At 72.4% G+C, this 14,674-nt stretch carries 12 protein-coding genes; 5 read left to right on the top strand and 7 right to left on the bottom strand.

Annotated features, from left to right (window positions below):
- Window positions 1-6 precede the first annotated feature (6 nt).
- The 5 genes from IFT79_RS16935 to hxlB form a co-directional block, all read right to left on the bottom strand.
- Window positions 7-894 (bottom strand): ABC transporter permease, encoded by an 888-nt coding sequence (locus tag IFT79_RS16935; RefSeq protein ID WP_236556928.1) that lies wholly within the window; start codon window positions 892-894, stop codon window positions 7-9.
- Window positions 891-1,844, bottom strand: a complete 954-nt coding sequence (locus IFT79_RS11875) for an ABC transporter permease (RefSeq protein WP_056046871.1) — start codon at window positions 1,842-1,844, stop codon at window positions 891-893. The genes IFT79_RS16935 and IFT79_RS11875 overlap by 4 nt, the downstream gene beginning before the upstream one ends.
- Window positions 1,845-1,848: 4 nt before the next feature.
- Complete coding sequence (locus IFT79_RS11870) at window positions 1,849-3,612, bottom strand: ABC transporter substrate-binding protein (protein WP_192124366.1); 1,764 nt, start codon at window positions 3,610-3,612, stop codon at window positions 1,849-1,851.
- Window positions 3,613-3,864: 252 nt separating this feature from the next.
- Window positions 3,865-4,800 (bottom strand): hypothetical protein, encoded by a 936-nt coding sequence (locus tag IFT79_RS11865; protein WP_192124364.1) that lies wholly within the window; start codon window positions 4,798-4,800, stop codon window positions 3,865-3,867.
- A 182-nt stretch (window positions 4,801-4,982) separates the two neighbouring features.
- Window positions 4,983-5,612 carry a 6-phospho-3-hexuloisomerase gene (gene hxlB / locus IFT79_RS11860; protein ID WP_056046874.1) on the bottom strand — a complete coding sequence of 210 codons (630 nt, stop codon included), beginning with the start codon at window positions 5,610-5,612 and terminating at the stop codon, window positions 4,983-4,985.
- A gap of 192 nt (window positions 5,613-5,804) precedes the next feature.
- Between hxlB and IFT79_RS16930 the strand changes: the two genes are divergently transcribed.
- On the top strand, window positions 5,805-7,640 hold the full coding sequence (locus tag IFT79_RS16930; RefSeq protein ID WP_192124362.1) for a GAF domain-containing protein: 1,836 nt from the start codon (window positions 5,805-5,807) through the stop codon (window positions 7,638-7,640).
- 150 nt (window positions 7,641-7,790) lie between these two features.
- Here IFT79_RS16930 and IFT79_RS11850 read toward each other — a convergent pair whose 3' ends face one another.
- The gene (locus IFT79_RS11850; RefSeq protein WP_199859673.1) at window positions 7,791-8,615 is read right to left on the bottom strand and encodes a DUF817 family protein; all 825 of its coding nucleotides are present in this window, start codon (window positions 8,613-8,615) and stop codon (window positions 7,791-7,793) included.
- A 517-nt stretch (window positions 8,616-9,132) separates the two neighbouring features.
- Window positions 9,133-9,447, bottom strand: a complete 315-nt coding sequence (locus tag IFT79_RS11845; RefSeq protein WP_056046878.1) for a hypothetical protein — start codon at window positions 9,445-9,447, stop codon at window positions 9,133-9,135.
- Window positions 9,448-9,753: 306 nt separating this feature from the next.
- On the opposite strand from IFT79_RS11845, the gene IFT79_RS11840 reads away from it, so the two are divergent.
- From IFT79_RS11840 to IFT79_RS11825, 4 genes are all read left to right on the top strand, one after another.
- A complete protein-coding gene (locus tag IFT79_RS11840; protein ID WP_192124360.1) occupies window positions 9,754-10,542 on the top strand; it encodes a DeoR/GlpR family DNA-binding transcription regulator in 789 nt (262 codons plus the stop codon).
- A 71-nt stretch (window positions 10,543-10,613) separates the two neighbouring features.
- Window positions 10,614-11,582 carry a 1-phosphofructokinase family hexose kinase gene (locus IFT79_RS11835; RefSeq protein WP_159825498.1) on the top strand — a complete coding sequence of 323 codons (969 nt, stop codon included), beginning with the start codon at window positions 10,614-10,616 and terminating at the stop codon, window positions 11,580-11,582.
- 33 nt (window positions 11,583-11,615) lie between these two features.
- On the top strand, window positions 11,616-13,703 hold the full coding sequence (locus IFT79_RS11830; protein ID WP_192124358.1) for a PTS fructose transporter subunit IIABC: 2,088 nt from the start codon (window positions 11,616-11,618) through the stop codon (window positions 13,701-13,703).
- Window positions 13,704-13,857: 154 nt separating this feature from the next.
- Window positions 13,858-14,634, top strand: coding sequence for a hypothetical protein (locus tag IFT79_RS11825; protein ID WP_192124357.1), 777 nt, complete (start codon window positions 13,858-13,860; stop codon window positions 14,632-14,634).
- Window positions 14,635-14,674: the final 40 nt, after the last annotated feature.

Here is a 14,674-nt window from a genome sequence, read left to right as displayed (position 1 = left end):
AGGGGGTCACTTCCGGTCGCTGGCGGTGGGGTCGAGGGCGTCGCGCAGGGCGTCGCCGAACAGGTTGAAGCCGAGGCAGATCACGGCGATCGCGAGACCCGGCACGACGGCCGCGAAGGGCGCCTTGGCCAGGTACTGCTGCGCGTCGCTGAGCATGATGCCGAGACTCGCCGTCGGCGGCTGGATGCCCAGCCCGAGGAACGACAGGAGGGCCTCGCCGATCACGGCGACCGGCATGATGACCGTCGCCTGGACGATGATCGCCGAGACGCAGTTCGGCAGGACGTGCTGGAAGATCACCCGCAGCCCCGAGGCGTCCATGGTCGTCGCGGCGAGGACGAAGTCGGTCGACTTGATGCGGAGCGTCTCGCCGCGCACCACGCGGATCATCGTCGGCACCTGCGCGATGCCGAGGGCGACCACCGCGTTCGTCAGGCTCGGACCGCTGATCGCGGCGAGCGCGACGGCGATGATCAGGAACGGGAACGCCAGCATGACGTCGGTGAGGCGCGAGATCACGCCGTCGAGCCACCGCCAGTAGCCGGCCAGCAACCCGAGCGGCGTGCCGACCACGACGGCCAGCAGCACCGACAGCACGCCGACCTGCAGCGAGACGCGGATGCCGTAGACGGTGCGCGAGAGGATGTCGCGGCCGAGGTCGTCCGTGCCGAGCACGTAACCGACCGTGCCCGGCACCTGGAACGGCAGCTCGAAGTTCACCCGGGTCGGGTCGTACGGGGCGATGAGGGGCGCGGCGAGGCCGGCCACGAGGACGACGAGCAGCATGACGCCGCCCGTGACGCCGAGCTTGTTGCGGACGAGGCCGCGCCAGACGCGTCCCCGCCCCGACCCGAGGCCCGCCCCTGCGGCGGTGGGTGTCTCGATGACGGTCACGATGCGCCTCCTACCCTGATGCGCGGGTTGATGACGGAGTACAGGACGTCCACCGCCAGGTTGATCAGGATGTAACCGACCGTGATGATCAGCACGACGGCCTGGATCACGGGGTAGTCACGGGTGAACACCGAGTCGAGCGTGAGCTTGCCGAAGCCCGGCAGCGCGAAGATGCGCTCCGTCACCACGGCGCCCGAGATCAGGCCGCCGAGTTGCAGGCCGACGATCGTGACGACCACGATCATCGAGTTGCGCAGGCCGTAGCGCATCAGCACCCGCCCGCGCCCGAGCCCCTTGGCCCGCGCGGTGCGCACGTAGTCGGTCTTCATCGTCTCGATCATCGAGGCCCGGGTCTGCCGCATGATGACCGCGGCGAGGCTCGTGCCGAGGATCAGCGCCGGCAGGGTCAGGTGGTAGAACGCGCTCGCCGGGTTCTCGGCCACCGGCACGTAGCCCGACGCCGGGAACAGGCCGAGGCCCGCCGCGAGCCAGAGGATCGCCAGGATGCCGAGCCAGAAGTTCGGCACCGACAGACCGACCAGGGCGGCGGCGTTGGCCATCCACTCGGGCCAGCGTCCGCGGTAGCGCTCGGCGACGACGCCGAGGGCGACGCCCACGACGACCGCCACGACGATGGCGTAGAGGGCGAGCCACAGCGTGACCGGCAGGGTGGCCCCGATCAACTCCGTGACCGGGGTGCCGGTGCGGGTGGACTCACCGAAGTCGCCGCGGACGAAGTTGCCGACGAACCGGCCGTACTGCACCAGCAGCGAGTCGTCGAGGCCGAGGTCGGCCCGGATCGCGGCGACGCGCTCGGGCGTCGCCTCTTCTCCGGCGAGGGCCAGCGCCGGGTCGCCGGGCAGCTGGCGCACGCCCCAGAACACGACGATCGAGGCGATCACGAGCGTGACGGCCGACTGCCAGAGCCGGGTGAACAGGTAACGGGTCATCAGGTCACTCCCCCTCGACGAACGCGGCGTTGCTGAGCCGCACGACGCCGTCGGCGTAGGTGGACACCCCGGCGACCTCGTTCGTCAGCGCGGTCAGGCTGCGGGTGCGGTACAGGTAGATCAGCGGTTCGTCCTCCTGCACCTGCGTCACGGCCTCGCCGTAGAGCGCCGCACGCTCGTCGACGTCGATGGACGCGGCGGCGTCGGCCAGCAGCTCGTCGACCCGGGGGTTGCTGTAGCCCGAGTAGTTGTTGCCGCCACCGGTGCGCAGGAAGTTCACCATGTTGCCGTTCGGGTCGACGCGGCCCGACCAGCCGAGCTGCAGCGCGTCGAAGTCGCCGCGCGACTGGACGTCGAGCAGGGTCGAGTACTCGACCGGGGTGATCGACAGGCGGAACCCACCGTCGGCGACCTGGGCCTGCAACGCCTGGGCGAGGCGCAGCGTGTCGGCGTTGTTGCTGGCCTGGATCTCGATCTCGTAGGGCGTCGTCACCCCCGCCTCGGCGAGGAGGCGCTTCGCCCCCTCGGGGTCGTAGCCCGGGCAGGCGTCGCTGGCATCGGTGGCGAACGGACTCGTCGGCGGGATCGGCGAGCAGGCGGTGTCGTTCCACCCGCCGAACACGCTCTGCACCAGCGCGTCACGGTCGATCGACATGGCCAGCGCCTGACGGACGCGCACGTCGCTCGCCAAGGGGGTGTCGATCTGGACGGGGTCGGTCCCGACGCCGTCCTGGTTGCCGATGTTCACGGTGATGCCCTGGTAGCCGAACGAACCGACCTGCAGCACCGTGAGGCCGTCGTCCGCCATGAGGGAGTCGACGTCCATCGTCGACATCGAGTCGGCGACCTGCACGTCGCCCGCGCGGACGTTCGCCGCACGGATGCTCGCGTCGGTGATGATGCGGTAGGTGATCGAGTCGAGGTGCACGTCCTCGGCGTCGTAGTAGAGCGGGTCGCGCTCGACCGAGATCGAGGTCTGCGGCACGCGGTCGACGAACTTGAAGGGGCCCACGCAGACCGGGGCGTCGCCGAAGTCGTCGCCCTCGGCCTCGAGCGCCGTCGGGGACATGATCATCCCCGCGCGGTCGGCGAGGGCCGCGGTCAGCGGGGCGAAGGGGCGCTCGTAGGTCAGGCGCACCGTGTCGTCGTCGAGGGCCTCGACCCCGGTCACCGGGCCGAGCTCGCTGGCCCGCGACGAGTCGGGCTTGTCGAGGTGACGACGCAGCGTCGTGACGACGGCCTGGGCGTCCAACGGGGTGCCGTCCGCGAACACGGCGTCCGTGCGCACGGGGATGTCGACCGTCAGCCCGCCGTCCGACAGCGTCGGCAGCTCGGTCGCCAGCAGCGGCACGAGGTCACCCTCGGCGTCGATGTCGTACAGCTTCTGGCACACGGTCTCCATGACGTAGCGCGTGTAGAGCGACGACGACGTGGTGGGGTCGAGGGCGTCCGGCTCGGCGGACAGCGCCATGACCAGGTCGCCCCCCTCGACGATGGTCCGGTCGCCGATCGGCGCGGTGGTCACGTCGGTCTTGTCGGGCGGGTTCGTCCCGGCGGGTTGCTGCGGGACGCAGGCCGTCAGGGCGAGCGTCGCGGCAGCGGCGAGGGCCGGCAGCGCGAGGGCCCGGCGCAGGCGGCGACGCCCGGCCGGGGAGCTCGCGGCGCGGGCCGTGCTCGCGGCACGGGCCGGGCTCGCGGCACGGGCCGTGCTCGCGGCGCGGGACGCGCCGGCGCTCGCGGCGCGGGTCGGGCGGGGTGGGCGGGCCATCGGGCCTCCGATGCTCGGGTGGTATCGGTCTGCGCGGCGTGGATTGCATACAATTCTGCCGCAGGCCCCAGTTTTGTATACGAATTGTTTCGCGCGGGTAAAACGTGGCCCCGCCACCGGCTCGTCTCGCCTAGAAACGCACCGCCCGCACCCGCACCCGCACCCGCACCCGCTCCGAGGTCGCACCACGATCGCGTCACGGAACCACACTCGGGGTTGGTTCGACGACTCGGAAGTGGTGCGACCTGAGCGTCACGGCAAGGGCAGCCCTGCTGAGCGGAGGTTCGCGGCCAGGCGGGGTGGGTGCGACAACTCGTCCCAGACCGTTCGCGCGAATCCGTTGACCTCGGGCCGGTTGCGGATGCGGTCCTCTCGGATCTTCTCGTCCACGACGACTTGTCCGAGCGACCGGCCCTTCTTCCACCGCCCTTTCCCGTACTTGATCCGTCCGTCGAATTCGAGCACGACGCCGAACCGGGGCCACCAGAAGTCGACGACGTCGGCGAAGAGGCCGCCGTCTCCCCAGGTGAAACGCTGCTGGAGCACCGGAGGAGGCGCGCCCAGCTCGTGCAGGACGACCCGCGTCAGCGACTCCCCCGGGGATTCGGCCTCGGGCGTCGCGAAGGCGACGGCACGGCGTGCACTCGGCATGCCTCGTGCCGACCCACGTCCGTCGAGGACGTGCCGCACGTCATCCGCGGTGGCGAGCCCCCTCCGCACGAGGGCATCGAGGGCGACCACCGCGTCACGGAACGACGACGTGAGGGCGAGATCGGCTGCTGTTCGAGCCGGAGAGGTGAGGGAAAGTGGAGGGAGCGACCGCACCTCCTCACCGGAGAGCGGTCCCGGGTGCCGCACGACGTTCGCCGTCGTCTGGGTCGTGCGGCGGTCCGGGTCGACGACGTGCACGCGGCTCGGCCACTCACCGAGGGCCGGCAGCTCCCAGCATGCGGCCGCCGACGCATGAGACACCACCATCCGCGAAGCGAGCCGCGGCATGACGGCGAGGACGAGGATCAGGTGGCGATCCCGAGAGGAGGCCCCTCGCCACGCGGCAGCGTCGACGGCTGCCCCACGACGGACCCGGACGAACTCACCCCGCTCGACACCACGACGCACGGCCTCGGACTCCCGCCGCCCGTGCTCGAGCCGGTCGGACCGGATGATGTGGGGCAGATGTTCGATCACAGGGAGAGACTGCCGTCACATGGCGGCCCGCCAGTGGTCGTCCACAGGCAGGGCGACGACGAGGTCACACCACGTCTGCGGCATCGAACCGCCCGACGGGGCAGTTCGATGACTCGACGGTGGTGCGACCTCGTGCAGAGCGGGGCGAAGAAGCCGCGAGGAGGCGAGGAGGCGCGGGGCGGCTACTCGAGGTTGGCGTGACGGGGCCAGAGCTCGTCGGCATCGGCACCCGAGCGCTTCCACAGCGCGTGGAAGACGGCGTCGCCGAGCAGCACGACGGTCTGCTCGAACAGCCCGCCGGCGTACTGCGACGACGCGGCTCCCGAGCGGTCCTGCTTGTCGGCGGCGGGCACCACGAGCACGGCCTCGGCCAGGTCGGCCAGCGGCGAGTCGGCGGCGGTGGTGATGGCGGCCACCCGCGCGCCGGCGTCGACGGCCGTCCGGGCCGCGGCGACGATGCCGGACGTCGTGCCCGAGCCGCTCGCGGTGAGCAGCACGTCCCCGTCGGCGATGGCCGGCGTCGTGACCTCGCCGACGACGTGGACCTCGAGTCCGAGGTGCATCAACCGCATCGCGGTCATGCGGAGGGCGAGACCCGAGCGACCCGCACCGTGGACGAAGACGCGCTCGGCGTCGTCGAGCAGGTCGGCGAAGGCGTCGAGCTGGCCGGACGTGTCGGACGAGTCGTCGCCTCCGGCGTCCGCGTCGAGCACCGCCGAGACGGCGGCGTCGACCTCGTCGGCCACGAGCTCGAGGGCGGTGGCGACGGAACCGTGGTCGTCGTCGGGGGTCGTGCTGTCTGCGGGGGTCACGCGTACCAGCCTGCTCGCCCCGCGCCTCCGGCGTCCAGGTTCGGGCCGGGGGTCCGCGTCGACGGGCTCCGGGCGGCGGTGCGACCAGAAGGGGGGCCACCGTCGACCCGCACTGGGGGCAGCCCGGCTGCCGACCGCTGCCTAGCCTGGGACAGGGGGACGAGACACCGAGAGACACCCGAGGAGCACCACGTGACCAGGACGGTCGACACACCCGCGCACCCGACGCGCAGCTACGAGCGGCTGAGGCCTGCCATGCGCCTGTTCTACCTGTGGACGCTCTCGCGTTCCCGGCACGTGCCCTCGCCACGCGGACGGCCGACCTACCGGGCGGACTCCCCCGACCCCGACACCGTGCTGCTGATCGGCACGGGTCCGACCCACGGCTTCGGCGTGACGAGCCACGAGCAGGCGCTCACCGGTCAGATCGCCAAGGAGACCTCGAAGAGCACCGGTCGCGCCTGCTCGGTCGACTACATCGGCGACGAGATGATGAACGCCGGTTCGGCCCGTTCGTGGATCGGCGACCACGACCTCAGCCTGTACGACACGGTCGTCGTCATGCTCGGCCTCAACGACGCCGTCATGCTCACCCCGCTCGAGGGATGGCAGCGTGACGTGACGACACTCGTCACCGACCTGACCCGCCGCGTCCACCCGACCGCCCGCATCGTGCTGGTCGGCGTGCAGCCCGTGCGCTCGGTCACGCGGTTCGACAACCCGTTCGGATCGGTCGCGGATCGGCACGCCGCCCGCATGAACGAGATCACCGAGCGGATCGCCGCACAGCACCCGTCGGCCTCGTACTTCCGGCTGCCCTCGGGAGAGCTGCAGCCCGGTCGCCCGCACGGCTGCGAGACGATGTACCGGAAGTGGGGCTCCGTGGTCGCCGACCGGGTGGCCCCGACCCTCGACGTCGTGCGCCGCGGCGAGACCGTCGAGCACATCGGACGCACGTCCGTCGCACCCGTCGTGCCCGAGCGGGTCGCCGCCCAGCTCGAGGTGGCCCGACTGGCGGCGTCGGTGGCCGCACCGGCCCCGGTCGACCCGGTCGTCGCGCAGCTGGAGGCCGCGCGGGCGGCCGTCGCCCGACTCGAGGCCGAGCAGGCCCTCGCGCGTCTCGAGGCCGAGCAGGCCGTCGCGGCACGCCCGGCGGACGCACCCGCGTCGGCACGCCCGGCGGACGCACCAGCGCCGGCCCCGGCGGACGCACCCGCGACCGCTCTCGGAACCGGGGCCACCCCGTCGACCGACACCGCGCCTCCTGCCCGTCCGCGTCGGGCCCTCCCCGAGCCGACCTTCGAGTGGTCGGGAGCCGAGAAGCTGGTCGAGCTCGCGAGCAGCGGCGGGTCGGACACCCTGCAGGACCTCGCCCGCCGAGCCGAGAAGGAGTTCGGCGTCGACGTCGCGGTCGTCTCGCTGCTCGACGGCAAAAAGCTCTACTACGCGGTCAACACCGAACTGCTGCCGGTCTCGATCCCCCGCGAGCTGACGTTCTGCGACGTGACCGTCGCGGCCGACGCGCCCGTGATCGTCGAGGACGCCCGCAAGGACGACCGGTTCAAGGACAACCCCTACCTCGACCTCAACCACGGGTACTTCTACGCCGGGCACCCGATCCACTCGTCGTCCGGCGAGGCGATCGGCACCTTCTGCCTGCACAACACGCGGCCCCGCAAGGCGAAGAGCGTGTCGTCCGCGAAGCTGGCCGAGTTCGCCCGGCTCGCCGAACTCGAGCTGCAGAGCTACGAGACGGCCGAGGGCGGTCACGACCTGCCGACGATGTACGAGACCCGGGAGGCGGCGGTCGCGGCGGCCGTGTCGGGTCGCGCACCGCAGGCGGCCGCGCTGGCACGGGGCGTCGCCGACGCCGCGGGCGTCGTCGCCGCGCCCCAGCCCGTGGCCGCGCCCACGACTGCGCCCACGGCTACGGCTGCGGCTGCGGCTGCGGGCACGGTCCCCGTGGTCGCCGCTGCTGCCGCATCCACCCCGGCCCCCACGCGCGTCGGGCGCCACGCCGCCCCCTGACCGCGACCTGCGGGCGAGGACGCACCACGTCCGCGTCGTCGAACCACCCGAGAGCGTGGTTCGACGACGCGACGGTGGTGCGACCGGCACGCCGTCACACCGCCACACCGGCACACCGGCACACCGTCACGCCGTCACGCCGTCACGCCGTCACGCCGTCATGGTCGGTGACGCGCCCTTCCGCTGCTTCAGCCACAGCACGAGCACGAAGCTGAAGATCACGAGCACCATCCACGAGCCGATCTTGCTGGGGTGCACGAGGCTCCAGCCGTCGACCTGCGAGGCGTAGGTCCAGGCACCGAGCAGGGTCGCGGCGTTCTCGGCGATCCAGATGAACAGCCCGATGAGGGCGAACGACACGAGCAGGGGCATGCGGCGGTCGACGCCCCGCACGCGGAAGGTCACCGACCGCCGGGCGATCAGCAGCGCGGCGACGCCGAGCAGCACCCAGCGCAGGTCGGCGATCCAGTGGTTCGTGAAGAAGTTGACGTAGAAGCCGACCGCGACGGCCATGGTCGCCGCCATCGGCACGGGGTCGACGCGGAGGTCCAGCCGGCGCCACGCCTGGCAGATGTAGCTCGCGACCGCCGCGTACATGAAGCCGCTGTAGAGCGGCACGTCCCCCAGGCGCAGCACGCCGGGCTCGGGGTACGACCACGAGCCGATCGCGACCTTGAAGACCTCGAGCCCGAGCCCCAGGACGTGGAAGACGCAGATGACGAGCAGCTCGTCCCGGGTCTCGAGCCGCGTCGCGACGAGGACGACCTGCACGAGCAGGCACCAGATCAGCATCGCGTCGTAGCGCGGCACGCCCACGTCGACCACGCGGGTCAGGGCGAGCCCGGCGAAGATCGCGACGGCGAACGCGCACGAGAGGGCCTGGGCGCGGCCGAAGGCCAGCAGGTCGAGCAAGAACTCTCGCGCCCGGGTGACGCGACCCGGACCGTGGCGCGGGACGACCTCGACTGCGGACACCGTGCCTCCTCGGTTCGTCGTCGGTGCCGGCCGGGTGGCCGCACCGTCGCGCCCCGTGGGTGCGACCTCGTCCACGCTACGAACCCCGAGGAGGCGCGGCGTCCGCCCCGAGAACCACCCGCCTCCTCCGCGGGTCGCGGCCGCGGACACGCGAGAGCCCCCTCGCCGTGGGGCGAGGGGGCTCTCGTGGGGTGCTCGTCGGCGTCCCGCGCTGCGGGTCGCTGGTACGCACCGTCGACGGGCCGGGCGTCAGCCCGTCCGAAGTCGTGCACCGGGCCGGGGCCCGGGACGGTCAGATCTGGTCGTCGTCCACCAGGCCCGCCACGAAGGGGTAGCGGTCGGCCACGTACTCGTGGAGGTCGGGGTGGACGAGGGTGTCGAGCGAGGGAAGTGAGGAGGTCATGGTCGGGCCGTTCAGTCGAGGTCGTCGGTGTCGTCGAGGGCCGTGTCGAAGTACGACACGTGGTCGCCGACCTGGTCGGCGAGGATGCGCTGGGCGAAGGTCACGACGCGCGCCTCAAGCCGACATCGCGTGGGCCGGAGCGGCCACGAGGAAGTCGGCGTAGGTGGGCTCGTCGACCCGGGCGACGGCCGAGACGGCTGCCGAGATGGGGGCGGCGAGGGCGACGGCCGCGACTCGCGCCCGACGACGACGGGGGTAGGTCTCGATGCGGACGGCCGGGACGCGGGGGTCGCGGCGGTAGAGGCCCGCGTCGACGCGACCGGTGGTCGGGCGGGTCGCCGCGGGGCGGGCCGAACCGACCGTGCCCCGGACGAGGGAGACGAGTTGCTCGTGGCCGAGGCCCTGGAGCGAGGTGCTGCTGGTGTTCATGTTCTTCTCATTTCTGGTGACCCTGCGTCGCCTGAGGAACCTGCTGGAACTCCGGCACCGCCCGTGAAGTCGGTGCCCGTACCGCCGTGAACCGGTACGTGCACCACTGTGGCAGGCCGATTGCTAGATGAACTAGCCAGATCGGGAAGAGTGCGCATTGCGGACATGGCTCGGTCCTCGCCTGCGCGATCTGCGTTCTTCTTCGTTTTTCTGCTTTTGTCTTGTTTTCTCTGTGGAAGCGACGTACAGTCGGCCCACGCCGGCAGCACGCGTGCCGGCAGCACCGCGAGACGACGAGGAGGTCGCATGTACGCCACCGAACGGCACGAGTCGATCGCCGAAGCCCTGCGCTCGGCTGGTCGGGTGTCGGTCAGCGATCTCGCCCTGCGTCTCGACGTCACGGCCGAGACGGTCCGCCGAGACCTCGACGCCCTCGAACAGGCGGGCCTGCTCCAGCGCGTGCACGGCGGTGCCGTCGCCGCCGGCCGCTCCAGCGTCAGCGAACTCAGCCTGAGCGAGCGCGAGACCCGGCACAGCCCCGAGAAGACCTCGGTGGCCCAGGCCGCCGCGCACCTCGTGCCGCCGACGTTCACGGGCTCGATCGCCCTCGACGCCGGCACCACCACCGCCGCCGTCGCCGCCGAACTCGCCCGCTGGACGCCGGCGACGCCCGGCACCGTCCTCACCGTCATCACCAACGCCGTCCCGATCGCGGCGCTGCTGCAGCACAGCCCCCACGTCGACCTGCACCTGCTCGGCGGACGCGTCCGCGGGCTGACCAGCGCCGCCGTCGGCACCAGCACGGTCGAGCAGATCCAGGCGCTCCGCCCCGACATCGTCTTCGTCGGCGCGAACGGCGTCAGCGCCGGCTTCGGGCTGTCGACCCCCGACGAGTTCGAGGGCGCCGTCAAGTCGGCGTACGTCCGTGCCGGACGCCGCGTCGTGGCCGTGGTCGACCAGACCAAACACGGCGAGGAGGCGCTGGTGCGGTTCGCTCGCCTGGCCGAGATCGACACCGTGGTCACCGACGCGCCCCCCGCGCCCGACCTGGGCGAGGCCCTCGATCTCGCCGACGTCGAGGTGATCGTCGCATGAGCGCCCCGACCCCCACGCCCCGCCCCGTCGTGGCCCCGATCGACACCGCCCCGCAGCCAGGAGGCAGCCGCATGATCCTCACCGTCACCGCGAACCCCTCGCTCGACCGCACGATCGAGCTGCCGGGCACCCTGCAGCGCGGGGCGGTCCAGCGCTCGGTCAGCACGACCGACGAGCCCGGCGGCAAGGGCGTCAACGTGTCCCGGGCCCTGGCGGCGTCGGGTGCCGAGACCGTGGCCCTGCTGCCCGGCGCCCTCGACGACCCGGTCCTCGTCGCCCTGCGCGAGCGGGGCGTGCCCACCGTCAACCTGCCGATCGGGCAGCGCCTCCGGGCCAACGTCACCCTGACCGAACCCGACGGCACGACCACCAAGATCAACGAGCTCGGCCCCGACCTCGGCTCCCACGTGGACGAACTCACGGCCCTCGTCGTCGAACACGCGGCCCTCGCCTCGTGGCTGGTGCTCGCCGGCTCGCTGCCGCCCGGCCTGCCGACGACCTGGCTGGCCGACGTCGTCCGGGCCGTGCGCGCCTCCTGCGGTGACGCCGCCCCGCGCATCGCGGTCGACTCGTCGGGCGAGCCGTTCGCGGCCCTGATCGCGTCGGGCGTCGGCATCGACCTCGTCAAGCCCAACGCCGACGAGCTCGCCGAGATCGTCGGCGGCGACCCCGAGGCGTACGAGGCCGACCCGGCCTCGGCCGTCGCCGGGGCCCGACGCCTGCGCGAGCTGGGCGTCGAGACCGTGCTGCTCACCCTCGGCAGCGCGGGCGCCCTGTTGATCGACGACGAGGGCTCGTGGTTCGCCGCCGCCCCCGTCATCACCGCCCTGAGCACGGTGGGCGCCGGCGACTCGTCGCTGTCGGGCTACCTGCTCGCCGAGACCGCCGGGGCCCCCGCCCCGGCCCGCCTCGCCCAGGCCGTCGCGTCCGGAGCCGCCGCCGCGGCCCTGCCCGGCAGCATCGTCCCCCGCCTCGACCAGACCTTCCCTGACGACATCGACGTCGTCCCGGTGGCCCCCGCGGCCGTCGGGCACCTCTGAGCAGCGTCGCCCAACCCCAAGGAGCAGAACAGCATGTCATCCCTCATCAGCACCGACCTCGTCGGTCTCGACGAAGACCTGGGCGGCACGTCGACCGACGTCATCCGCGCCCTGGCCGCGCGCGTCGCGGCCTCGGGCCGCGCCGGCTCGGCCGATTCGCTCGCCGACGACGCCATCAAGCGTGAAGCCTCGGTCGGCACCGGCGTCCCCGGCGGCATCGCGATCCCCCACGCGCGGTCGGCCTCGGTCACCGAGCCCACCCTCGCCTTCTCCCGGCTCGCGCGCACGGTCGGCTTCGGTGCCCCCGACGGCGACGCCGACATCGTCTTCATGATCGCGGTGCCCGAGGGCGCCGACGGCGACCACATGACGGTCCTCTCGACGCTCGCCCGCGCCCTCATCCGCGACGACTTCACCGCCGCCCTCCGCGCCGCGAAGACCCCGGCCGACATCGTGCAGCTCGTCGACGACGAGGTCAGCGGCGAGGTCGCCGAGACGCGCGGCGCCACCGCCGCCTCCGCGGCCGGGGCGACCAGCGCCTCCTCGTCCGCGGCCGACGCGACGGGCGACGGCGCGCGGCGCCCGAAGCTGGTCGGCGTCACCGCCTGCCCCACCGGCATCGCCCACACCTTCATGGCCGCCGACGCCCTCGTCGCCGCGGCGAAGCGCCTCGGCGCCGACCTGCAGATCGAGCCGCAGGGCTCGGGCACGGTCACTCCCCTCGATCCGGCCGTCATCGCCGAGGCCGACGCCGTGATCTTCGCCGTCGACGTCGACGTACGCGACCAGGGCCGCTTCGCCGGCAAGCCCGTCGTCCGCGGACCGGTCAAGCGCGGCGTCGACGCTCCCGACGCCATGGTGAAGGAGGCGCTGGCCGCCGCCAAGGACCCGAACGCCGCCCGCGTGGGCGGCACGGCCGGTGCCGCCGGTGCCGCCGCGGGTTCCGCCACCGAGAAGCAGGGCTTCGGCTCGTCGCTCAAGCGCTGGCTGCTGACCGGCGTCTCGTACATGATCCCGTTCGTCGCCGGTGGCGGCCTGCTGCTCGCCCTGGGCTTCCTGCTCTCGGGTTACGAGATCGCCGGCAACGCCGCGACCGTGCTGACCGACTACTCGCTGTTCAACCTGCCGCCCGAGGGCCTGCCGTACTTCCTCGGTGCCGCCGCGTTCCAGATCGGCAACTTGTCGATGGGCTTCCTCGTCGCCGCCCTGGCCGGTTACATCGCCTACGCCATCGCCGATCGACCCGGCATCGCGCCCGGTTTCGTCGCCGGTGCCGTCGCGGTCTTCATGGGGGCCGGCTTCATCGGCGGTCTCGTCGGTGGTCTGCTCGCCGGCTTCGCCGCCTACTGGATCGGCAAGCCCGACGTGCCCCGCTGGCTGCGCGGCCTGATGCCCGTCGTGATCATCCCGCTGCTCGCGTCGATCTTCGCCTCGGGTCTGCTCGTGCTCGTGCTCGGCGGCCCGATCGCCGCCCTGACCGTCGCCCTGACCGACTTCCTCAACGGCCTCAGCGGCACCGGGGCGATCGTCCTCGGCGTCATCCTCGGCCTCATGATGTGCATCGACCTCGGTGGTCCGGTCAACAAGGTCGCCTACTCGTTCGCCGTCGCCGGCCTGTCGGCGGGCTCCATCAGCGACAACCCGGCCCCCCTGATGATCATGGCCGCCGTGATGGGCGCCGGCATGGTGCCGCCGCTGGCCATGGCCCTCGCGTCGACCGTCCTCTACCGCAAGGGCTTCTCGCAGGTCGAGCGCTCCAACGGCACGGCCGCCTGGCTGCTGGGCGCCTCGTTCATCTCCGAAGGCGCGATCCCCTTCGCCGCGGCCGACCCGCTGCGCGTGATCCCCGCCAGCATGGTCGGAGGCGCGGTGACCGGAGCCATCTCGATGGCCGCCGGCGTCACGTCGCAGGCCCCCCACGGTGGCATCTTCGTGTTCTTCGCGATCGGCAACCTGGGCATGTGGGCGTTGGCGATCGTCGCCGGCACCGTCGTGAGCGCGTTCGTGCTCGTCCTGCTGAAGAAGTTCGTCCGCCGGGGTGCGGCCGCCGGGGCCGACGCGTCGGCCGAGGCCGCCGAGGCCGGTTCGGTCGTCGGCCAGCGCAGCCCCGTCGCCGCGTAGCAGCGACGCCGCCCCGCACCGACGCCGTCGAGGCGACCACACGAGGAGGCGCGTTCCGGGAAGTCCCGGAGCGCGCCTCCTCGGCTGTGGACGGGCCGCGGACGGGCGGCCGCGTCCTCTACCCTGGCGTGAGCAACCGATTGGACCCCACGCCGTGACCGACATGAGCCTGAGGCTCCCCACCACCCATTTCCGTGCCGTGTTCGACCTGGGCCAGCGCCCGGCCGCGCAGACGCCGCTGCCGACCGCGCTCGGCAAGCCCAACCTCTACGCCGAGTACGACGACGACGACCTGATCACCGCCCTGTACGTCGGCTACGAGACCGGACAGGTGCACCTCGAGACCACGCCCTCGGGCGACGTCGAGCACCACTTCCACCTCGCGAACGGCGACGACAGCGACCTCAGCCCCTTCGGCGTCGCCGACACGCGGGTGCTCGTCGAGTGGTCGACCCGGCTGATCGTCGACCTGCACCGCCGCATGCCCGACCTGCTCGACGAGGTCGACGAGGCGGCGGCCTGGCACGACGCCGGCTTCGACCTCTACGTCTGCGAGGTCGAGGAACCACGCAAGCTCGACCTGGTCGAGGTCGACATCGAGGGCGAGTTGCTGACCCTGCCCTGGCTCGGCTCGGGTGCCGTCGAACACGACCACATCGAGGGCGACGACCACCCGATCGCGCTGGCCTGGACGCCCCAGGGCGCGTCCGAGGGCGTGCCGATCGCCGAGGCCTGGCTCGACCCCCGGACCGACCAGCCCCGGACGAAGGCCCTGCCCGGCGTCGACTGGGAGGCCGTGGGCTGGGGTCGCGACGAGGTGCTGCCCTGGCTCGAGGCGATCTACATGAACCACCACGTGCTGCCCGACGCGGCCGGCACGATCCTCACGGGCGTGCTCGAACGGCTGGGCGGGATCGACGGCACCGACTAGCCGGGGGGCCTTCGGCCCTCGGCCCTTCGCACCGCGTTTC

It is taken from the genome of Frigoribacterium sp. CFBP 8759 (assembly GCF_014841655.1).
Classification (GTDB): domain Bacteria; phylum Actinomycetota; class Actinomycetes; order Actinomycetales; family Microbacteriaceae; genus Frigoribacterium.
Note: the sequence above shows the minus strand (reverse complement) of the source record. Positions and strands in the feature narration are given on the sequence as shown.